An 18,403-nucleotide genomic window follows, 5' to 3' on the forward strand; every position below is an offset into this window, starting at 1 on the left:
CCTGCCCCCGCTTCACTGTCAAACGCCCGCCGGCACCATTTCCACCACGTCCAGCTTCGATTCGAAGCGTGGATACGGCACAACGAACCGCCAGCGGCGCGTCTCGATCTGCTCGCCATAGCCCAGCAGGTCGCGGGCATTGTCGATGCCGTAGCGCAGCGGCGCGCTTTCATCGCCGATTTCCAGCGTACCGATGAAGATCACCCGGGCGGTCGTTTCGGGAAAGATATCGCCTTCGGCGCGCTGCACCCCGCCGCTGACACGGAAATGCCGCACCGGCCCTTCCTGGGTCAGCGCACAGGGTTGCCATTGCCCGATCGTCAGCGGCGACACGGCTGGTCCGTCCCCGCCCAGCTTGTAGGTGCGGCACCGATAGGCGCCCACGGGCGGCATCGCCTCGCCCAGTGCACGATCGGGATCGAACAGCAGGGGATCGGCGTCGATCGCCGCGGCGTTCGCGGCCCGCGCCAGCGGCAACGCCTCGTCCCAGGCATCGCGCCACTTGCGCAGCCGCTCACGATCGACGTCGGTAGCCACCTGGCGCCAGGTGCCGCTGGTATCGATCTGCGACGTCGTCGCCTCTCGATAGACGCCGCATCCGCCCAGCATCGCCGCGAGCGCGGCCGCCGCAACCAGGCTGCGCACGATCATGCCGCGGTCCACCCGCCGTCGATCGAATAGTTGGATCCGGTGATCTGCGCGGCTTCGTCGCGGCACAGGAACACCGCCATCGCCGCCACCTGTTCCGGCAGCACGAACTGCTTGGTCGGCTGCGCATCCAGCAGCACGTCGTTGATCACCTGATCGCGCGTCAGGCCCCGCGCCTTCATCGTATCGGGGATCTGGTTCTCGACGAGCGGCGTCCAGACATAGCCGGGCGAGATGCAGTTCACCGTGATGCCGTGCGTGGCGACTTCCAGCGCGACTGTCTTGGTAAGGCCGGCCAGCCCGTGCTTGGCGGCGACATAGGCGGCCTTGTTCGGGCTCGCCACCAGGCTGTGCGCGCTGGCGGTGGAGATGATCCGCCCCCATTTGCGCGCCTTCATGCCCGGAACCGCCGCCCGCATCAGGTGAAAGGTCGAGCTGAGGTTGATCGCCAGGATCGCGTCCCATTTCTCGATCGGGAATTCGTCGATCGGCGCGACATGCTGGATGCCAGCGTTGGAAATCGCGATGTCCACCGCGCCGAATTCGGCTTCGGCGCGCGCCACCATCGCCGCGATCTGATCGGGCTTGGTCATGTCGGCCGGATCGTACAGGGCCTGCCCGCCACTCGTCTCCGCCAGCGCTGCGCGCTCCTTCTCGATCGCGGCGGCATCGCCAAAGCCGTTGATCATCACGTTCGCGCCTTCGGCGGCGAGCGCCTTGGCATAGGCCAGGCCGATGCCGGAAGTGGACCCGGTGATGATCGCGGACTTGCCCTTGAGGAACATCGGCTGTCTCCTAACGCTTGGTAAGATCGAAGGCGGCGGTTTTGCCGTCGAGGATGTTCTGCGCAACCAGCTGCGAATGGGCCATGGTCTGGGCCACCGCGGCGCGGCCGGCCTCCCAATGCTCGCGCATGGTGCGGGCGGAAAATTCGAAATCGCGCGATCCGCCTTCCCAGGCATTGGCGCGGTGGATCAGCTGGATCACGTTGACCGGATGTTCGGCCACCAGCTCGCGCACCGCCTTCACCTCGGGTGTGTCGGAAAGCTCGGCGGGAAGCGAATCGAGCAGCTGGCGCACCGTCTCGCGCGCTTTGCGCAGCCGCAGCCGCTCGTCCGAAATGGCGCGGGTGCGGCTGGAGAAACGGATTTCCTTCTCGCGCGCAACCACGTCCATGATCGTGCGCGGCAATTCGTTCGCGGCGGGGAACAAATCGACCTGGAAGACGAGCATGCCGGCCTCCTGCCGATCGAGGACATGGGTGAGCGGCGTATTGGAGACCAGTCCGCCATCCCAATACCAGCAACCGTCGATCTCCACCGGCGGCAGCCCGGGAGGCAACGCACCAGATGCCATGATGTGCCGCGCGTCGATCCGTTCGTCGCGGGTGTCGAAATAGCGGAAATTGCCGCTGTGCAGGTTCACCGCCCCCACCGCGAGCCGCACCGGCCCATTGTTCAGCAGGTCCCAGTCGATCAGCCGGTCCAGCGTGTCGCGCAGCGGGCTGGTGTCGTAGAAGCTCAGCGCCTCCTTCGTGCCGGGCGGCGCGAACATCGGCGGCAGGAGCCGTGGGCGGAAAAAGCCAGGCACACCGCCCACCAGCACCATGCCCGCCGCCCATTCATGGCTGATCTCGCGCAGCGTGTCGTTCATCGGCAGCGCGAAATCGGGCAACGCCGCAGTCACCTGGTCCCAGAAGGCGCGGATCGCGCCCAGGCGCTTGTCCGGCGGATTGCCGGCGAACAGCGCCGCATTGATCGCGCCGATCGAAATGCCCGCCACCCAGTCGATCGGAATATCGGCGGCGGCGAGTTCCTCGATCACGCCTCCCTGGAAGCTGCCGAGCGCCCCGCCCCCTTGCAGCACCAACGCCACGGTATCGGGCAGCGGCATGCCGGGGGCGGCATGGCGGCGGCGGTGCGGGCGGGACTCGGCATCGGCCATGCCCGCGATGTGGGCCATCTCATGCTGCGGGGCAATACGAACCTTCCATGTCGTGCATTCGCCATCGTGCAACGCACGCCCGATTGGCGCATTGTAGGCGCGAACCAATAACGGGGAGGCTCGATGCGGCTCGACGATCTGGATCCAACCGACAATGCCCGCGATCTCGGATCGGGCGGCGGGGGCGGCGGCTTTCCGCTGCTGGGACTGCTGCCGCTGTTCCTCGGCCGCGGCATGGGCTGTGGCGGCATCGTGCTGGTCGGCATCATCGCGCTGGTGATGTTCGGCTTGGGCGGCGGCGGCGGCATGCTGGGCACCACCGGCGGCGGCGGCAGCCAGTCACCCACCGCCGGCCAGTCCGGCCAGCAGGTCTGCCGCGTCGACGAGCGCCGGCTGGAGGCCTGCCGCGTGATGCGCAGCACCGATCAGACCTGGGCGGCGATCTTCCGCGAAATGGGCCGCGGCGATTATCGCCCGGCGACGATCAACTTCTTCGCCGGCGGCGCACAGACCGGCTGCGGATCGGCCACTTCGGCGGTCGGCCCCTTCTATTGCCCCAGCGACGATGGCGTCTACCTCGACACCGCCTTTTTCCAGGAGCTGGAATCCCGCTTCGGCGCCAAGGGCGACTTCGCCCGCGATTATGTGATCGCGCATGAAATGGGCCACCACGTCCAGGATCTGCTCGGCACCGCAAGCGAGGTTTCGCAGGCCCAGGCACGCGGCACGAAGGCGGAAGGCAATCGCCTCTCCGTCCGCCTCGAACTCCAGGCCGATTGCTATGCCGGCGTCTGGGCGGCGCGCAATCGTGACCGGCTGGAGCCCGGCGATATCGAGGAAGGCATGACCGCCGCCAACGCGATCGGCGACGATACGCTGCAGCGGAAATCGGGCGGCGGCGTGGTGCCGGACAGCTTCACCCACGGCACCTCCGAGCAGCGCATGGCATGGCTGAAGCGCGGGCTGGAAACCGGCGACCCGCGCCAGTGCGACACGTTCAACGCCGCGCTGTAAGGGTTGTCGCTTGACGCTTCCCCGGGGCCGCTGTCAGGTGGCGGCCCCGGGGGAGGAATAACATGGGTCAGTATGACGATCGCGGTGCGTTCGAATTCTACGGCACCTGGCGCGATTATGCGCCGATCGCCTTTACCAATCTGCTGCTGACGATCGTCACGTTCGGCCTGTACAATTTCTGGGCGCGCACCCGCACCCGCCGCTATCTGTGGAGCCAGACCCGTTTCATCGACGAACGGCTGGAATGGACCGGCACCGGCGGCGAACTGTTCCTCGGCTATATCGTGGTGATGGCGGCGATATTCCTGCCGCTCGCCGGGGTGCAGTTGCTGATGGCGGGTCTGGCGACGCGCGGCAGTCCCGAAGCCATCGCAGCGGCACTATCCCTGTTCTTCCTGCTGTACCTGACCCTGTTCGCGCTGGGCGGTGTCGCGATCTTCCGCGCGCTCCGCTATCGCCTCAGCCGCACCTTCTGGCATGGCATCCGCGGTGGCAGCGACGATCCGGGCTTCCGCTTCGGCCTTTCCTATTTGTGGCGGATGGCGGTGGGCATTCTGGCGCTGGGTCTGCTCGTCCCCTGGGCGCTGGTCAGCCTGTGGAACAAGCGCTGGAACGCGATGAGCTTCGGCCCCTTCGCCTTCGTGTCGCGCGGCACCACCAATGGCCTGATCGGCCGCTACCTGCTGTTTTACCTGATGCCGATCCTGCTGGTGATCGCCGGGATCGCTGCCGTGGTGATGGCCGCGCCTTCGGGCCCCGATCCGCGCGCGCCGGGGCTCGGCTTCGCTCTGTTGTTCGCTGCCTTCTACATCACGTTCTTCGTCCTGCTCGGGCTGATCGCGCTTTCCTTCTACTCCGCCTATTTTCGCAAGGTGGTGGGCGCGCTGTCGCTCGGCGACCTGGAATTCGAATTCACTGCGCGGACCGGCGACTGGCTTAAGCTGATGCTCGGCACGATCGCCCTGGTCGTCTGCACCCTCGGCATCGGATCGATTTTCATCGGCTATCGCAACTGGGCGTTTTTCGTCCGGCACCTGCGGGCCTATGGCACGCTCGATCTCGACCAGTTCACCCAGTCCACCACCCGCGCGCCGGGCCAGGGCGAAGGCCTGTTCGACGCTTTCGACATGGGAGCGTTCTAAGAAGGACGGGAAGGCGGTCTAAAGGGAAGCGCGATGGACGTGTATGTGGGGCATTATGACGGGCAGACCGGCGGACGCCGCGAGCCCCGGCTCGTGCTCGCAGCCCGGGATGGTTGGTTCACGCTGGAAGGCCAGGGTGCGGATCCGGGCCCCTATGCCTTTGCCGATCTCGTCCATCAGGGCCACTCCGCCCGGGAACGCGTGTACGGGTTGAAGGGGCGGCCGGGCTGGCGGATCAGCTTCCTGGAATTTCCTCCGTCCGAAATCGCCGTGCAGTTGCCCAAGGCGTCGCGATACGGCGCGTGGATCGATCATTTCGGCCTCTGGCGATCGGTCGTCGTGCTGGCGGTGATCGCGGTGCTGGTCGTCGCCTTCACGCTCAAGCTGCCGCCGCTGATCGCGCGCCTGATCCCCCAATCGATGGAACAGCGGATGGGCCGGCTGATGGTCGGCAATTTCGGCGCCTATGCCTGTTCCACGCCGCAGGGCGATGCTGCGCTGCGGGCGCTCGGCGAGCGTCTGGGGAAGCAGGGCAATGTCACGATCCGCATCGTCCGTGCGCCGATGATCAACGCGGTCGCCTTTCCGGGCGGCCAGGTGGTGCTGTTCGACGGGCTCATGCAGAGCGCGCAATCGCCCGACGAGGTGGCCGGCGTGCTCAGCCACGAACTGGGCCATGTCGCGCATCGCGACGGCATGGAGTCCCTCATCCGCCAATTCGGTCTGGGCCTGCTGTTCGGCGGCATCGACAGCAACGTCAGCGGCTACAGCCAGGCGCTGCTCAACGCCAACTATTCCCGAAAGGCGGAAATGGGGGCGGACGGCTATGCCATCGGGCATCTGCAGGCGGCCAATATCTCGCCGCACCCCACCGCTGCGCTGTTCGCCCGGCTGGCCAGGCAGGAGGAGCAGCCCGGGGGCGGCGCGCTCATGATCAACTATCTGGGGTCGCATCCGCTGTCCTCGGCGCGCGAGCGGCGCTTTGCCGCCAGCGCTCGGCCGGGTGCCGCCTATACGCCCGCGCTCAACCCGGCCCAATGGCAGGCGCTACGCACCATCTGCGGGACCCGGCAGCAATAGCGCGATCAGGCCAGCGCGAGCAGCTTCCCCGCCAGCACCGTCAGTCCGGACACGGCGATCGCCGCACCGAAGGCGAGCTGCGGGCCGCTGACGAACCGGCGAACCGGGAGGGCGATGGCTTTCTCTACCTGTTTCATGGCACCAATATGGGTGCGCGGGCGATACAAGTCTCACCGGAAATCTGGATGGCTGTGATCGCCTCCATCGCTGGCCCCGCGCGCGCCGAGCGGCTACACCGCGCCGATGCACGCTCCCGATCTCGCCCTTCGCCACAGCCCCGGCGCCTCCCCCACCATCCTGTTCCTGCCCGGCTATCGTTCGGACATGCAGGGATCGAAGGTGCTGGCGCTGGAAGCCTGGGCACAGGCGCGCGGCCAGGCCTTCCTCCGCTTCGATTATGCTGGCTGCGGCGAAAGCCCCGGCGCGTTCGAGGCGCAGACGCTGGCCGGCTGGCGCGACGACGCGCTGGCGATGATCGATTCGGTAATCGAAGGGCCGGTGGTGCTGGTGGGATCGTCGATGGGCGGCTGGATCATGCTGCTGGCGGCGCTGGCGCGACCGGAGCGCGTCGTCGGCATGGTCGGCATCGCCGCCGCGCCCGACTTCACCCGCTGGGGCTTCACCGATGCGGAGAAACAGCAGCTCCAGGCCGCGGGCCGGCTGGAACAGCCCAGCGACTATTCGGACGAACCCATGGTCACCACCCGCGCCTTCTGGGAATCGGGCGAGGCCAACCTGGTGCTGGATGCGCCGATCCCGTTCGACGGCCCCGCCCGCCTGCTCCAGGGGCAGCGCGACGCGGAAGTCCCATGGGAACTTGCCTTGCGCATCGCCGAGACGATCCGTTCAGATCAGGTGCAGACATGCCTGGTCAAGGACGGCGACCATCGGCTGTCGCGCGATGCGGACATCCGCCTGCTGCTTCGCGCCACTGAGGAAGTTCTGACTGCATGCTGCTCCCCCTCCTCCTGCTGATCGCCCAGGACCAGGCATCGGTCGCGCCCAAGGCTGGCCCGGTGCTGCGCGATGCCGAGCGCGCCCGCGCCGCCGCCGAAAAGGCCGCCGCTGCGGCGCCCGCCGGGGAACCACCGCGCTTCACCAAGTGCATGGATCTCGCCACCGGCAACCCGAGTGCCGCGATCGACGATGCGGTGAAGTGGCGCGGCGAGAATGGCGGCATGTTTGCGCGCCAGTGCCTCGCCGTCGCATATGCCAACCAGGCGCGCTGGGAATCCGCCGCCAGCGCGTTTGAAGAGGCCGCCGGCGAGGCGGAGAACGCGCGGGACGGCGCCCGCGCCGCCACCTATTGGACGCAGGCAGGCAATGCCTGGCTCGCCGCCAAGAACCCGGCCAAGGCCCGAGCCGGCTTCAACGCGGCGCTCGCCAGCGGGCAGCTTACCGGGCTGGCGCTGGGCGAGGCCTATCTGGATCGCGCCCGCGCCGCGGTCGCCTCGGGCGAGAATGCCGGCGCCCGCGCCGATATCGATGTCGCGATCGCCAAGGCCGGCGACGATCCGCTCGCCTGGCTGCTGTCCGCCACGCTCGCCCGCCGCATGCACGATCTGCCCCGCGCGCAGAAGGACATCGCGGAGGCGGTGAAGCGCGCCGGCGACGACGCCTCGGTACAGCTGGAGGCCGGCAACATCGCCGCCGCGGCCGGCGACGAGGCCGCCGCGCGCACCGCCTGGAACAAGGTCGTCACCGCCGCGCCGGGCAGTCCCCAGGCCAGTGCCGCCCGCGCCGCGCTGGCGCAGTTCGATCCGCCTCCCGCGCCCTAACCGGGCTGGCACGCACGGGCGACGCTCCCTATCTGGCGGGCAAGATCAATCCAGGGAGCGCCCCGTGAAGTTTCTGCACACCATGATCCGCGTCACCGACCCGGACGCGTCGATCGCCTTTTTCGAGCTGCTGGGCCTGAAGGAAACGCATCGCATCACCAGCGAGAAAGGGCGCTTCACGCTGATCTACCTCGCCGCCGAGGCAGACATCGATCCCGAAACCGGCCGTGGCCGCGCGGAGGTGGAACTGACCCATAACTGGGATCCGGAAACCTATGGCGGCGGCCGCAATTTCGGCCATCTCGCCTTTCAGGTCGACGATATTTACGCCACCTGCCAGAAGCTGCGGGACGCCGGCGTGACGATCAATCGCCCGCCGCGCGACGGCCATATGGCCTTTGTCCGCACGCCCGACGCGATCTCGATCGAACTGCTGCAGAAGGGCACGCTGCCGCCGCAGGAGCCCTGGGCGTCGATGCCCAATACCGGCGAGTGGTAAGCCGATGCCCGCGCTCCAGATCGTCCGCATCCCCGCGCTCAGCGACAACTATGTCTGGCTGGCGCACGATCCCGTCTCGCGCGAGACGATCGTTGTCGATCCCGCCCAGGCGGAGCCGGTGCAGGTGGCGCTCGCCGAGCGCGGCTGGACGCTGACGGCGATCTGGAACACGCATTGGCATCCCGATCACACCGGCGGCAATGCCGGGCTCAAGGCGGCAACGGGCTGTACCGTGATCGCCCCCGCCGCCGAAGCCGCGCGCATCCCCACCGCCGATCGGCTGGTGGGCGAAGGCGACACGGTGGCGATCGGCGCGCATATCGCCGCGGTGCTGGAAGTGCCGGCCCATACCGCCGGCCATATCGCCTATCACTTTGCCGACGACGCGGTGATCTTCGTCGGCGACACGCTGTTCGCGATGGGCTGCGGCCGGCTGTTCGAGGGCACGGCGGACCAGATGTTCGCCAACATGCAGCGCCTCGCCGCGCTGCCGGGCGAAACCCGGGTCTATTGCGCGCACGAATATACGCTGTCGAACGCCCGCTATGCGCTGGTCGCCGAGCCGGACAATGCAGCGATCGCCACCCGCATGGCGGAGGTCGAGCGGCTGCGCGCCGCCGGCGAGGCCACCGTCCCCACCACGATCGCGGCCGAACGCGCGACCAACCCCTTTCTCCGCGCACCGAATGCAGCCATTCTTGCCGAACGGCGGGCAGCGAAGGATAGTTTTGCCGGCTGAGTCGTAGGTATGGCGTACGGCCGCACAGGCCGAGGGAGAGAGAGGATGCGTTTCGCCATCATGTTCGCCGGGCTCGCCCTTGCCGGCTGTGCGCAGAATGCCGAATACAAGGCCGAACGCGATGCCCAGGCGCGCCGCGAACTTGCCAGCGCGCTGGGCGATCGCGTGCCGGGCAAGCAGCAGGATTGCATCAATCCGGGCATGAGCGACGGCCCCCAGATCATCGACACGCGCACGCTGATCTATCGCCAGGGCGGACGGCTGTATCGCAACGATCTCGTCGCCGAATGCCCGTCGCTCGCGCCGCTGACGACGGTGATCGTGGTGATGCGCGGCAGCCAGCTCTGCCGCAACGATCAGTTCAGCGTGCTCACGCCGGGCACCAGCATCCCCAGCGCCCTGTGCCGCCTGGGCAAGTTCACGCCGTACACGCGTCCTGCGGGCTGAGGTGCCACCACGCCCTCGCGAGGCAGGGCAGTCGCAGCGCACCCATTTCGCCGTCATCCCCGCCTGCGCGGGAATGACGGCGTTTCGGAACGGAATCCATCGCATTTGAGCCCATCCTCTCCCTTTCGGGAAAGGATGATCGCTGCTCCTACTGCACCTTCAACTGGCCCAGCGCGAACGCCAGATATTCCGCGCTCTGCTTGTAGCGTTCGAACCGGCCGGACTTGCCGCCATGGCCGGCTTCCATGTTGACCCGGAACACCAGCGGGTTCCGGTCGGTCTTGGTTGCGCGCAGCCTCGCCACCCATTTGGCCGGCTCGTAATATTGCACCTGGCTGTCCCACAGCCCGGTGCCGACATACATCGCCGGATACGCCTGGGCGCTGACATTGTCGTAGGGCGAGTAGCTGAGCATATAGTCGTAATAGCGCTGCTCGGCCGGGTTGCCCCATTCGTCGAACTCGCCGGTGGTCAGCGGAATCGAGCTGTCGAGCATCGTCGTCACCACGTCGACGAAGGGCACCTGCGCAATGATCGCGCCATACTCCTGCGGCGCCATGTTGGCGACCGCGCCCATCAGCAGCCCGCCGGCGCTGCCGCCCATCGCCGCCACTCGGCCCTTGGCGGCATAGCCCTGCTCGACCAGGAAGCGGGTCACGTCGATGAAGTCGGTGAAGCTGTTCTTCTTGTGGAAGATCTTGCCGTCGTCGTACCATTTGCGGCCCATTTCCTGGCCGCCGCGGATATGCGCGATGGCATAGACCATGCCGCGATCGAGCATGCTCGGCAGCATCGGATTGAAGTCCGGATCGGTCGAATAGCCGTAGCTGCCATAGGCGTACTGGAACAGCGCCGCGGTGCCGTCCTTCTTGAAGCTTTTGGCGTGGACCAGGCTCACCGGCACCTTGGTGCCGTCGCGCGCGGTCGCCCAGACGCGTTCGGTAACGTATTTGGTGGCATCATAGCCCGGCACCGGCTGCACTTTCAGCACAGTGCGTTTGCCGGTGGCGGCGTCCACCTCATAGGTCGTGGTCGGCGTCACCAGCGAGCCATAGGTATAGCGCAGCACCGGGCTGGCCGGCTCGGCGTTGGTGCCTAGTTCCATTACATAGGCCGGCTCGTCCGCCTCGACGAAGCTGCTCTTGCCCGCCGGGGTCAGCATCCGCAGCCGCTTGTTGCCGCCCGAGCGCTCCTCGATCGCCAGGAAGCGCGTGAAGGGTTGGAAATTCTCGATGAACACGGTGTCGCTGGTCGGCACCAGATCGGCCCAGGCGGCGCGGCCGGCCGACGCCTTGGCGTCCGGCACCATCATGATCCGGTAGTTGGGCGCCTGCCAGTTGGTGCGGATGATCCAGCGGCCGCCCAGGTGATCGGCATTGTACAGGAAGTCGCGCTCGCGCGGCGCCACGGGCGTGAAGTTCACCGGGTTGGCGGCGGGGGCGCAGCGCTGCTCGTCGCTCACCGTCGAATGGAGCTGGATGCAGATATAGCGCTCGTCGCTGGTCGCGCCGATGCCCATGTAGAAGGTGTCGTCCTTCTCGGTATAGATGAGCCGGTCGGCCGAAGCAGGCGTGCCCAGCACATGCGCCTTCACCCGCGTACCGAGCAGTGTCACCGGATCCTTCTCGACATAGAAGATGGTCTTGCCGTCGGCTGACCAGACCAGCCCGGCCTCGATGTTGGAAACCGTGTCGGCAAGCAGCTTGCCGGTGGCGATGTCCTTCACCTTCAACACATATTGCCGCCGTCCGACCGTGTCCTCCGCCCAGGCGATGCGGCTATTGTCCGGGCTCACTTCCCAGTTGCCGATCTGGAAGAAGCCCTTGCCCTTGGCCATGGCGGGCTGGTCGAACAGCACCTGTTCCGGCGCGGTCATGCTGCCCTTGCGCCGCGCCACGATCGAATAGTCGGCGCCGGCATCGAAGCGGGTGTAATAGAAATAGCCGTGCTTGGCGTAGGGGACGGAGGCATCGTCCTGTTTGATATGGCCGATTATCTCGCGGTACAGCGTGTCGGCCAGCGGCTTCTCGCTCGCCAGCACCGCATCGGCATAGGCGTTCTCGGCCGCGAGATAGGCCAGCATCTCCGGATTCTTCCGCGTATCGTCGCGCAGCCAGTAATAGGGATCGTCGCGCGTCGCGCCGAACGGCGCCTTGACGGTGTAGGGCTTCTTGGCTGCCACTGGCGGCGTCGGCGCGCCCGACTGGGCCAACAGCGGCGCGGCGGCGGCACCGGCCAGCAGCGCGGCGAGAACGAACTTGTGCATACTTCCCCCGGAAATCGAGTCGATGCCGGGGAGCCTGCCAGATCGTCGGGCTAGATGCTACTCAAGCCCCTCCCCTGCGGGGGAGGGGCTTAGTATTTAACATCACAACACGTAGCGGCTCAGATCCGTGTTCCGCGCCACGCTGGCCAGTTGCTTGTCGACATAGGCCGCGTCGATCACCACGGCGCTGCCGCTGCGGTCCTCGGCTTCGAAGCTGACTTCCTCGAGCAGCTTTTCCATCACCGTCTGCAGGCGGCGGGCACCGATATTCTCCACCTCGGCATTCACCTCGGCGGCGATCTTCGCCACCGCGCGGATGCCGTCCTCGGTAAAGTCGATCGAGACGCCCTCGGTGCCGAGCAGCGCGGCATATTGCCGCACCAGGCTCGCCTTGGTGTCGGAGAGGATCGCGACGAAGTCCTCCTCGGTCAGCGCCTTCAGCTCCACCCGGATCGGCAGGCGGCCCTGCAGCTCGGGCAGCAGGTCGCTGGGCTTGGCGACGTGGAACGCGCCGCTCGCGATGAACAGGATATGGTCGGTCTTCATCGGGCCGTACTTGGTGGCGACCGTGGTGCCCTCGATCAGCGGCAGCAGGTCGCGCTGCACGCCCTCGCGGCTCACCGAACCGCCGCGCACGTCGGACACGGCGATCTTGTCGATCTCGTCGAGGAAGACGATCCCGTTCGCTTCCGCATCGGCAAGGGCCACCCGGCTCACCTCGTCCTGGTCGAGGCGCTTGTCGGCCTCTTCCTCGACGAGCTTTTCCCAGGCCGAGCGGACGTTGAGCTTGCGGCGCTTGAGCGGCGTGCCGGTCAGCCCCTTCATCATCTCCGACAGGTTGATCATCTGCGGCGCGCCGCCGGGGATGTCGAACGGCATCTGCGGCGCCTGCTCGACCTCGATCTCGACTTCGGTATTATCCAGCAGCCCCTCGTTGAAGCGCTGCTTGAACGCCTCGCGGGTGGCGGTGCTCGAATCCTTGCCGGTCAGCGCGTCGAGCAGCCGGCCCATCGCCGCTTCCTCGGCCTTGTCCTTCACGGCAGAGCGGCGGCGCTCCTTCTCGAGGCGGATCGCCTCTTCGACGAGATCGCGGGCAATCTGCTCGACGTCGCGGCCGACATAACCGACCTCGGTGAACTTGGTCGCTTCCACCTTCACGAAGGGCGCGTCGGCCAGCTTGGCGAGGCGGCGGCTGATCTCGGTCTTGCCGCAGCCGGTGGGCCCGATCATCAGGATGTTCTTCGGCGTCACCTCGTCGCGGAGGTCGGCGGAGAGCTGCTGCCGGCGCCACCGGTTGCGCAACGCCACGGCGACGGCCTTCTTGGCATCCTTCTGGCCGATGATGTGCGCGTCGAGCGCGGCGACGATCGTCTTGGGGGTGAGGTTCTGGTTCATGTTCTACTCGTTCCCCTTCCGCGTGCCGGAGGGGCTAGGGGTGGGCGCCCGCCATCCGCGAGCGATGTCTTTGGAGGAGAGCGGGCGCCCACCCCCGACCCCTCCCGCATGCGGAAGGGGAGAAGAAGTCAGGCGACGCTTTCCAGCGTCTCCACGGTCAGCCGATCGTTGGTGTAGACGCACAGCTCGCCCGCAATCGCCATCGCCTTGCGCGCGACCACCTCGGCGTCGGGTTCATATTCGATCAGCGCCCGCGCCGCGGAGAGCGCGAAATTGCCGCCTGAGCCGATCGAAGCGACGATGCCATGCTCGTGCGCTTCGGGCTCGAGCACGTCGCCATTGCCGGTGATCACCAGCGTCACGTCCTTGTCGGCGACGAGCAGCATCGCCTCCAGGTTGCGGAGATACTTGTCCGTCCGCCAGTCCTTGGCGAGCTCCACCGCCGCGCGCAGCAGCTGGCCGTGGTGCCGCTCCAGCTTGGCCTCGAGCCGCTCGAACAGGGTGAAGGCGTCGGCGGTGGCGCCGGCAAAGCCCGCGATCACCTTGCCGTCGCCCAAGGGGCGGACCTTGCGGGCATTGGGCTTCATCACGGTGTTGCCGGCCGAAACCTGGCCGTCGCCTGCAATCACCACTTTTCCGGATTTCCGCACGGAGAGGATCGTCGTGCCGTGCCACGCGGTATTCTTGTCGCTCATGGCCCGCATATGGGTGGCGGGTGCGGGCCTGCAAAGGGGGCATTCCCCTAAGGCCGCGTCCGCGCAACGATCCGACAATTTCAGGATTTCTTGGGTGTGGCTTGGTCGGGGCGACAGGATTCGAACCTGCGACCCCCACACCCCCAGTGTGATGCGCTACCAGGCTGCGCTACGCCCCGACCGAGGGTGCGCCCTGTATGCCGCTTGGGCCTCGGACGCAACCCCCAAACACCGGTTTCAGCGATCGAGCGCTTCGAGCCCCATCGCGATCGCGCCGAGCGGCCCGGCCATGTCGCCCAGCCCCGGCGGGCCGACGCGCGTGTCGAGCTCGGCGCAATAGCCGGCCAGCGCGCCATAGCCGTTGATCATGCCGGCCAGCTTTTCGCGCACCGCGCCGAACAACTGCGGCCGCTTGGTCATCACCCCGCCGCCGATCGCGATCCGCTCGGGTGCCAGGCTCACCACCAGATTGTGGAGCAGCGCCGCCAGGTCATGCGCGAAATAGTCCCATTCGGGCGCGTCGTCGGCGACGTCCTGCCCCGGCCGGCCGAAGCGCGCCGCCAGCGCCGGGCCGGAAAGCAGACCCTCGGCGCAATCGCCATGATAGGGGCACCAGCCGGCGAAGCTGTCGCCCGGCGCGCGGGCCGATCGCATGTGTCCTGCCTCGCCATGCGCATAGCCCATGATCGGACGGCCATTGGCCACCAGCCCCACGCCCACGCCGGTGCCGATGGTGATATAGGCGTGCGTGGAGAGCCCTGCCGAGGCACCCCAGCGCGCTTCCGCCAGTGCCGCGCCGTTCACGTCGGTCTGGATCGCCAGCGGCTTGGCATAGCGTGCGGCGAGCCGCTTGGTGAGATCGGTGTCGTTCCAGCCCGGCTTGGTCGTCGCGACGATCGAGCCGAAGTTCGGCCGCGCCGGATTCAGCTCGATCGGGCCGAAGCTGGCAATGCCGATCGCGTCGAACGTCCAGCCATCCAGCACCGCCTCGATCGCGGCCAGCGTTGTCACCGGATCGGTGGTGGGGATGACGTGGCGTTCGCGGACATCTTCAGGTCCGCTGCCCAGCGTGGCGACGCATTTGGTGCCGCCCAGTTCCAGGCCGGCGATCGACAGGTTCGAAGTCATGCCATCGCGCTAGCGTGCCGCGCGCCCTTCGGGAAGCCCCCCGATGCCGGTGCGCGCAAAGGTTTTCACGCGGTCACTGGTCGGTGCGGTGCAGATATTCGCTGAGGCTGACAAAGGCGAGTGCGAGCGCGAACACCCCCATCGCCGCGAATACCATGAAGAGATAGTTGCTACCGATGACGTCGAGCATATCCGCCTCCATCTGCAAGAGGGAGAGCGTGGCGCCGTTGTCGAACAATTACGTTGATCTTTGTCAAACCTGGCTTGCGACATCCGCAGCAAGCGCCCATCATGGCGCCATTATCGTGTAATCGTCGGAGTTTATGACCCAACGCCCCAGTCATGATCCTGCGGCAACGGCGCTGTTACTGGAAGCCTCGAGCGATCGCGGCGTCTTCCTGCTCGATCCGGATGGCCGGATCGCCAGCTGGAGCCGCGGTGCCGAGCTGCAGGACGGCTGGACGCCCGCCGATCTGCTCGGTGCTTCGCTGGGCCTGCATTATCCCGCCGCCGATGTCGAAGCCGGGCGCCCGGCGCGCGATCTGGCCCGCGTCCGCGTCGAAGGCCGATTGATCGAGGAAGGCTGGCGGGTGCGGCGCGACGGCAGCGAATATCTCGCCGAAGTCCAGCTGACCGCGCTGGTCGATTCGGACGGCAGCTTGCGCGGCTATGCGGAGGTGTTTCGCGACATCACCGACAGCAAGGCCTCCGAAACCGCGCTGGCGGGCAGCGCACTGCACCTGCGCTCGATTCTCGCCACCGTGCCCTCGGCGATGGTGGTGATCGACGATCAGGGCCGGGTCCTGTCGTTCAGCGCCGCGGCGGAGCGGCTGTTCGGCTGGCGCGAGGAAGATGTGGTCGGCCGCAACGTGCGGATGCTGATGCCCTCACCGGATGCGCAGCTGCACGACAGCTATCTCGCCCGCTACATGACGACCGGCGAGCGCCGGGTGATCGGCATCGGGCGCATCGTTGTCGGCCAGCGGCGCGACGGCACCGATTTTCCGATGGAGCTGCAGGTCGGCGAAGCGAGCAGCGACGGGCACCGCATCTTCACCGGCTTCATCCGCGATCTGACCGACGAGCAGCGCGCCGAGCTGCGACTGAAGGAACTGCAGTCCGAGCTGATCCACGTCTCGCGCCTCTCGGCGATGGGCACCATGGCCTCCACGCTGGCGCACGAGCTCAACCAGCCGCTCACCGCCATCGCCAATTATCTGAGCGCCGGCCGCAACCTGATGGAGCAGGACAGCGAGGATCCCGAGGATCAGGAAATGATTCGCGAGGCGATGGAGGAATCGGTGAAGGAGGCGTTGCGCGCCGGCGACATCGTCCGCCGCCTGCGCGCCTTCGTCTCGCGCGGCGAGGCGGATATGGGTCTGGCCGATCTGCCCCGGCTGATCGACGAGGCAAGCCGCCTGGCGCTCAGCGGATCGCGCGAACTGGGCGTGCGCGCCTTCTACGCGCTCGATCCACACGCCACCGCGGTGCTGTGCGATCGCGTGCAGATCCAGCAGGTGCTGGTCAACCTGATCCGCAACGCGGTGGAGGCGATGGCCGCCAGCACGGTGCGGGAAGTGACGATCGGGTCCGAAACGGCGCCGCGCAACCTGGTGCGCATCTGGGTGGCGGATACCGGGCCCGGCATCGCGCCGGAACTCGCGCCGCGGCTGTTCCAGGCGTTCAGCAGCACCAAGGAACAGGGCATGGGCCTGGGCCTGTCGATCTGCCGCACGATCGTGGAGGCGCATGGCGGCCGGATCTGGGCAGAGCCCCGCCCGGAGGGCGGCACGATCTTCAACTTCACGCTGCTGTCGGCGCACGAGGAACAGGCATGACGGAACAGAAGTACATCCATCTGGTCGATGACGAGGAGTCGGTCCGCCGCTCGACCAGCTTCATGCTGCGCACCTCCGGCTTCGCCGTCGACACCTATCCTTCCGGCGTCGCCTTTCTGGAGCGGGTGGCGGACGCAAAGCCGGGCTGCATCCTGCTCGACGTGCGGATGCCCGAAATGGACGGCATCGAAGTGCAGGCCGAACTTGCCAGCCGCGGCGTCAAGCTGCCGGTGATCGTGCTGACCGGGCATGGCGATGTCGGCACGGCGGTGGCGGCGATGAAGGGCGGCGCGGTCGACTTTCTCGAAAAGCCGTTCGAACGCGAAGCGCTGATCGAGGCGCTGGATCGCGGCTTCGAACAACTCGGTCGCGGCGATGAAGCGCTGGCATCGCAGCACGAAGCCGCCCGGCGGATCGGTCAGCTTTCCCCGCGCGAACAGGATGTGCTGCGCGGGCTGGTGCGCGGCCATCCGAACAAGACGATCGCCTATGATCTCGGCATCTCGCCGCGCACGGTGGAGGTCCACCGCGCCAATGCGATGAGCAAGCTGGGCGCGCGCAGCCTGTCGGAAGCACTGCGCCTCGCCTTCGCCGCCAAGCTCGACCAGTCGCTCTGAGGCACGCCGCGCCGCCGGCACTGCGGCGGGGCCGGCGTGCTGGACATCGCCCATCACCTTCCGGCGCTTCGCGACTGCCTTCCCCTCCCTATGAGCGGAGAGGGAGCATGGGCGCCCCCCTCACCTGAGGTGGAGCTGCGGGCATCCACCCTCGCGTCCTAGGAACATTGCGTAACGACAGCCCTGCGTCGGCGTGGCACGCGCGGTCGATCATGGTCCGCCCGCTGCCTTCCGAACGCCCCAGCGTATTGCTCGTCGAAGACGATGATGGCGTGCGTCGCGCGACACAATTGCTGCTGCACGGGCACGGCTATAGCGTCCGCGCCCATCGCACGGCGGCATCCGCGCTGGCCGATCCGAGCGGCGCGGAGACGGGATATCTGCTCGCCGATTATCGGCTGCCCGATGGCGACGGCATCGGCCTCCTCCAGGCGATGCGCGCAACCGGATGGGAGGGCCATGCCGTGCTGATGACCGGCCATCCGCATACCGGGCTGGAGGACGCCGCGCGGCAGGGCGGCTACGCCATCTTCCTCGAAAAGCCGTTGCGCAGCCTTGATCTGCTCGGTGCGCTGACCGGCTCCGATCGCGACGCGCCGCCGGCCTGAACCGCTACGGCATCTCCGGCCACCAACACGGAAATCGCCGCCGCGATGTGCACCGCGACGGCGATTCCAGGTTCGGCGGCGATCACCGCGGCATCGATATGAGCTTCACGCGCGCCCCAGGTCGGGGGGCGGGCCAGGGCGCGCGTGGCTGCTCAGTCGAGACCCAGCTTCGACAATGCCTTGTCGATCACGCCCTTGCCGACCGTCTTGTCCTCTGCGCGGTTCCGTTCGGCTTCGGCATTATAGCCCGAGCTTTCCGGTACCTGATTGTTGTGGATCGGCTGCGTCGAAGCGGGCGGATCCGATGCGTCCATCGATTCGTCGAGCGCGCGATCGAGCCGGGCGTCGCGGCTCTGCGGATCGCGGGCGAGGCGTTCTGCGATCGAAAGATCGGTGCCCGCATCGGCCGAATGAACGGCGCCCTTGCCGTCTTCGTCCGCCTGCGGATCGGGGGCAACCGACATCCGGTCCATCGCAGGGTCCAGCGGGTTGTTGGTCATCATGCACTCTCCTGAGCGTTGGCTGTCTAGAACGGCCGGTGCCGGAGTCCCGTTCCCATTCCCGT

The 18,403-nt window shown here is 67.2% G+C and carries 20 protein-coding genes and 1 tRNA gene; 11 read left to right on the forward strand and 10 right to left on the reverse strand.

Going from position 1 to position 18,403, the window contains the following annotated elements:
* Positions 1–18: 18 nt before the first annotated feature.
* The 3 genes from ACNFJ7_RS08975 to ACNFJ7_RS08985 are packed head-to-tail and all read right to left on the reverse strand — an operon-like array spanning position 19 to position 2,592.
* Positions 19–651 carry a DUF4893 domain-containing protein gene (locus tag ACNFJ7_RS08975; protein WP_037513766.1) on the reverse strand — a complete coding sequence of 211 codons (633 nt, stop codon included), beginning with the start codon at positions 649–651 and terminating at the stop codon, positions 19–21.
* The gene (locus ACNFJ7_RS08980; protein WP_019370189.1) at positions 648–1,433 is read right to left on the reverse strand and encodes a 3-hydroxybutyrate dehydrogenase; all 786 of its coding nucleotides are present in this window, start codon (positions 1,431–1,433) and stop codon (positions 648–650) included. Before ACNFJ7_RS08980 ends, ACNFJ7_RS08975 begins: the two co-directional genes overlap by 4 nt.
* 10 nt (positions 1,434–1,443) lie before the next feature.
* The gene (locus tag ACNFJ7_RS08985; protein WP_026009245.1) at positions 1,444–2,592 is read right to left on the reverse strand and encodes a patatin-like phospholipase family protein; all 1,149 of its coding nucleotides are present in this window, start codon (positions 2,590–2,592) and stop codon (positions 1,444–1,446) included.
* 123 nt (positions 2,593–2,715) lie between these two features.
* On the opposite strand from ACNFJ7_RS08985, the gene ACNFJ7_RS08990 reads away from it, so the two are divergent.
* The 3 genes from ACNFJ7_RS08990 (at position 2,716) to ACNFJ7_RS09000 (ending at position 5,828) form a co-directional block, all read left to right on the forward strand.
* Positions 2,716–3,606: a neutral zinc metallopeptidase gene (locus ACNFJ7_RS08990; RefSeq protein ID WP_019370191.1), complete on the forward strand. Its 891-nt coding sequence runs from the start codon at positions 2,716–2,718 to the stop codon at positions 3,604–3,606.
* A 62-nt stretch (positions 3,607–3,668) separates the two neighbouring features.
* Complete coding sequence (locus ACNFJ7_RS08995; protein ID WP_019370192.1) at positions 3,669–4,748, forward strand: YjgN family protein; 1,080 nt, start codon at positions 3,669–3,671, stop codon at positions 4,746–4,748.
* 33 nt (positions 4,749–4,781) lie between these two features.
* Positions 4,782–5,828, forward strand: a complete 1,047-nt coding sequence (locus ACNFJ7_RS09000) for a M48 family metallopeptidase (RefSeq protein WP_019370193.1) — start codon at positions 4,782–4,784, stop codon at positions 5,826–5,828.
* A 5-nt stretch (positions 5,829–5,833) separates the two neighbouring features.
* Here ACNFJ7_RS09000 and ACNFJ7_RS09005 read toward each other — a convergent pair whose 3' ends face one another.
* Positions 5,834–5,965: a hypothetical protein gene (locus ACNFJ7_RS09005; RefSeq protein WP_269083843.1), complete on the reverse strand. Its 132-nt coding sequence runs from the start codon at positions 5,963–5,965 to the stop codon at positions 5,834–5,836.
* Between the two features lie 106 nt (positions 5,966–6,071).
* Between ACNFJ7_RS09005 and ACNFJ7_RS09010 the strand changes: the two genes are divergently transcribed.
* The 5 genes from ACNFJ7_RS09010 to ACNFJ7_RS09030 all read left to right on the forward strand — a co-directional run bounded on the left by ACNFJ7_RS09010 (position 6,072) and on the right by ACNFJ7_RS09030 (position 9,291).
* Positions 6,072–6,803, forward strand: coding sequence for an alpha/beta fold hydrolase (locus ACNFJ7_RS09010; RefSeq protein ID WP_019370195.1), 732 nt, complete (start codon positions 6,072–6,074; stop codon positions 6,801–6,803).
* Positions 6,779–7,606, forward strand: a complete 828-nt coding sequence (locus ACNFJ7_RS09015) for a tetratricopeptide repeat protein (RefSeq protein WP_019370196.1) — start codon at positions 6,779–6,781, stop codon at positions 7,604–7,606. Before ACNFJ7_RS09010 ends, ACNFJ7_RS09015 begins: the two co-directional genes overlap by 25 nt.
* 64 nt (positions 7,607–7,670) lie before the next feature.
* Positions 7,671–8,105, forward strand: coding sequence for a VOC family protein (locus ACNFJ7_RS09020; RefSeq protein WP_019370197.1), 435 nt, complete (start codon positions 7,671–7,673; stop codon positions 8,103–8,105).
* A 4-nt stretch (positions 8,106–8,109) separates the two neighbouring features.
* A complete protein-coding gene (gene gloB / locus ACNFJ7_RS09025; RefSeq protein WP_019370198.1) occupies positions 8,110–8,844 on the forward strand; it encodes a hydroxyacylglutathione hydrolase in 735 nt (244 codons plus the stop codon).
* 45 nt (positions 8,845–8,889) lie between these two features.
* A complete protein-coding gene (locus ACNFJ7_RS09030; RefSeq protein WP_019370199.1) occupies positions 8,890–9,291 on the forward strand; it encodes a hypothetical protein in 402 nt (133 codons plus the stop codon).
* Positions 9,292–9,439: 148 nt separating this feature from the next.
* Here ACNFJ7_RS09030 and ACNFJ7_RS09035 read toward each other — a convergent pair whose 3' ends face one another.
* The 5 genes from ACNFJ7_RS09035 to ACNFJ7_RS09055 form a co-directional block, all read right to left on the reverse strand.
* Positions 9,440–11,557, reverse strand: a complete 2,118-nt coding sequence (locus ACNFJ7_RS09035; protein WP_019370200.1) for a S9 family peptidase — start codon at positions 11,555–11,557, stop codon at positions 9,440–9,442.
* 102 nt (positions 11,558–11,659) lie between these two features.
* Entirely contained in the window at positions 11,660–12,952 is a 1,293-nt protein-coding gene (hslU, locus tag ACNFJ7_RS09040; RefSeq protein WP_019370201.1) for an ATP-dependent protease ATPase subunit HslU, read from the reverse strand.
* 128 nt (positions 12,953–13,080) lie between these two features.
* The gene (hslV, locus tag ACNFJ7_RS09045) at positions 13,081–13,647 is read right to left on the reverse strand and encodes an ATP-dependent protease subunit HslV (RefSeq protein WP_019370027.1); all 567 of its coding nucleotides are present in this window, start codon (positions 13,645–13,647) and stop codon (positions 13,081–13,083) included.
* Positions 13,648–13,749: 102 nt separating this feature from the next.
* A tRNA-Pro gene (locus tag ACNFJ7_RS09050) sits at positions 13,750–13,826 on the reverse strand.
* Between the two features lie 58 nt (positions 13,827–13,884).
* Positions 13,885–14,775, reverse strand: coding sequence for an ROK family protein (locus ACNFJ7_RS09055; protein WP_019370026.1), 891 nt, complete (start codon positions 14,773–14,775; stop codon positions 13,885–13,887).
* 323 nt (positions 14,776–15,098) lie between these two features.
* Here ACNFJ7_RS09055 and ACNFJ7_RS09060 point away from each other — a divergent pair, with 323 nt between their 5' ends.
* The 3 genes from ACNFJ7_RS09060 to ACNFJ7_RS09070 all read left to right on the forward strand — a co-directional run bounded on the left by ACNFJ7_RS09060 (position 15,099) and on the right by ACNFJ7_RS09070 (position 17,838).
* On the forward strand, positions 15,099–16,613 hold the full coding sequence (locus ACNFJ7_RS09060) for a PAS domain-containing sensor histidine kinase (protein ID WP_019370024.1): 1,515 nt from the start codon (positions 15,099–15,101) through the stop codon (positions 16,611–16,613).
* Positions 16,610–17,230, forward strand: a complete 621-nt coding sequence (locus ACNFJ7_RS09065; protein ID WP_019370023.1) for a response regulator transcription factor — start codon at positions 16,610–16,612, stop codon at positions 17,228–17,230. Before ACNFJ7_RS09060 ends, ACNFJ7_RS09065 begins: the two co-directional genes overlap by 4 nt.
* Before the next feature lie 167 nt (positions 17,231–17,397).
* The gene (locus tag ACNFJ7_RS09070) at positions 17,398–17,838 is read left to right on the forward strand and encodes a response regulator (protein WP_019370022.1); all 441 of its coding nucleotides are present in this window, start codon (positions 17,398–17,400) and stop codon (positions 17,836–17,838) included.
* A 152-nt stretch (positions 17,839–17,990) separates the two neighbouring features.
* On the opposite strand, the gene ACNFJ7_RS09075 is transcribed toward ACNFJ7_RS09070, so the two are convergent.
* Positions 17,991–18,341: a hypothetical protein gene (locus ACNFJ7_RS09075; RefSeq protein WP_019370021.1), complete on the reverse strand. Its 351-nt coding sequence runs from the start codon at positions 18,339–18,341 to the stop codon at positions 17,991–17,993.
* Between the last annotated feature and the right edge of the window lie 62 nt (positions 18,342–18,403).

It is taken from the genome of Sphingomonas sp. HT-1, from assembly GCF_048568905.1.
In the GTDB taxonomy this organism is placed as follows: domain Bacteria; phylum Pseudomonadota; class Alphaproteobacteria; order Sphingomonadales; family Sphingomonadaceae; genus Sphingomonas.

Bases quoted from the DNA above. Each gene is read 5' to 3' on its own strand.
- gloB (WP_019370198.1), top strand. From the start codon at position 8,110: ATGCCCGCGCTCCAGATCGTCCGCATCCCCGCGCTCAGCGACAACTAT.
- ACNFJ7_RS09030 (WP_019370199.1), top strand. From the start codon at position 8,890: ATGCGTTTCGCCATCATGTTCGCCGGGCTCGCCCTTGCCGGCTGTGCG.
- ACNFJ7_RS08975 (WP_037513766.1), bottom strand. From the start codon at position 651: ATGATCGTGCGCAGCCTGGTTGCGGCGGCCGCGCTCGCGGCGATGCTG.
- ACNFJ7_RS09075 (WP_019370021.1), bottom strand. From the start codon at position 18,341: ATGATGACCAACAACCCGCTGGACCCTGCGATGGACCGGATGTCGGTT.
- hslV (WP_019370027.1), bottom strand. From the start codon at position 13,647: ATGAGCGACAAGAATACCGCGTGGCACGGCACGACGATCCTCTCCGTG.
- ACNFJ7_RS09060 (WP_019370024.1), top strand. From the start codon at position 15,099: ATGACCCAACGCCCCAGTCATGATCCTGCGGCAACGGCGCTGTTACTG.
- ACNFJ7_RS09000 (WP_019370193.1), top strand. From the start codon at position 4,782: ATGGACGTGTATGTGGGGCATTATGACGGGCAGACCGGCGGACGCCGC.
- ACNFJ7_RS08990 (WP_019370191.1), top strand. From the start codon at position 2,716: ATGCGGCTCGACGATCTGGATCCAACCGACAATGCCCGCGATCTCGGA.
- hslU (WP_019370201.1), bottom strand. From the start codon at position 12,952: ATGAACCAGAACCTCACCCCCAAGACGATCGTCGCCGCGCTCGACGCG.
- ACNFJ7_RS09065 (WP_019370023.1), top strand. From the start codon at position 16,610: ATGACGGAACAGAAGTACATCCATCTGGTCGATGACGAGGAGTCGGTC.
- ACNFJ7_RS08985 (WP_026009245.1), bottom strand. From the start codon at position 2,592: ATGGCCGATGCCGAGTCCCGCCCGCACCGCCGCCGCCATGCCGCCCCC.
- ACNFJ7_RS08980 (WP_019370189.1), bottom strand. From the start codon at position 1,433: ATGTTCCTCAAGGGCAAGTCCGCGATCATCACCGGGTCCACTTCCGGC.
- ACNFJ7_RS09055 (WP_019370026.1), bottom strand. From the start codon at position 14,775: ATGACTTCGAACCTGTCGATCGCCGGCCTGGAACTGGGCGGCACCAAA.
- ACNFJ7_RS09005 (WP_269083843.1), bottom strand. From the start codon at position 5,965: ATGAAACAGGTAGAGAAAGCCATCGCCCTCCCGGTTCGCCGGTTCGTC.
- ACNFJ7_RS09035 (WP_019370200.1), bottom strand. From the start codon at position 11,557: ATGCACAAGTTCGTTCTCGCCGCGCTGCTGGCCGGTGCCGCCGCCGCG.
- ACNFJ7_RS09010 (WP_019370195.1), top strand. From the start codon at position 6,072: ATGCACGCTCCCGATCTCGCCCTTCGCCACAGCCCCGGCGCCTCCCCC.
- ACNFJ7_RS08995 (WP_019370192.1), top strand. From the start codon at position 3,669: ATGGGTCAGTATGACGATCGCGGTGCGTTCGAATTCTACGGCACCTGG.
- ACNFJ7_RS09015 (WP_019370196.1), top strand. From the start codon at position 6,779: ATGCTGCTCCCCCTCCTCCTGCTGATCGCCCAGGACCAGGCATCGGTC.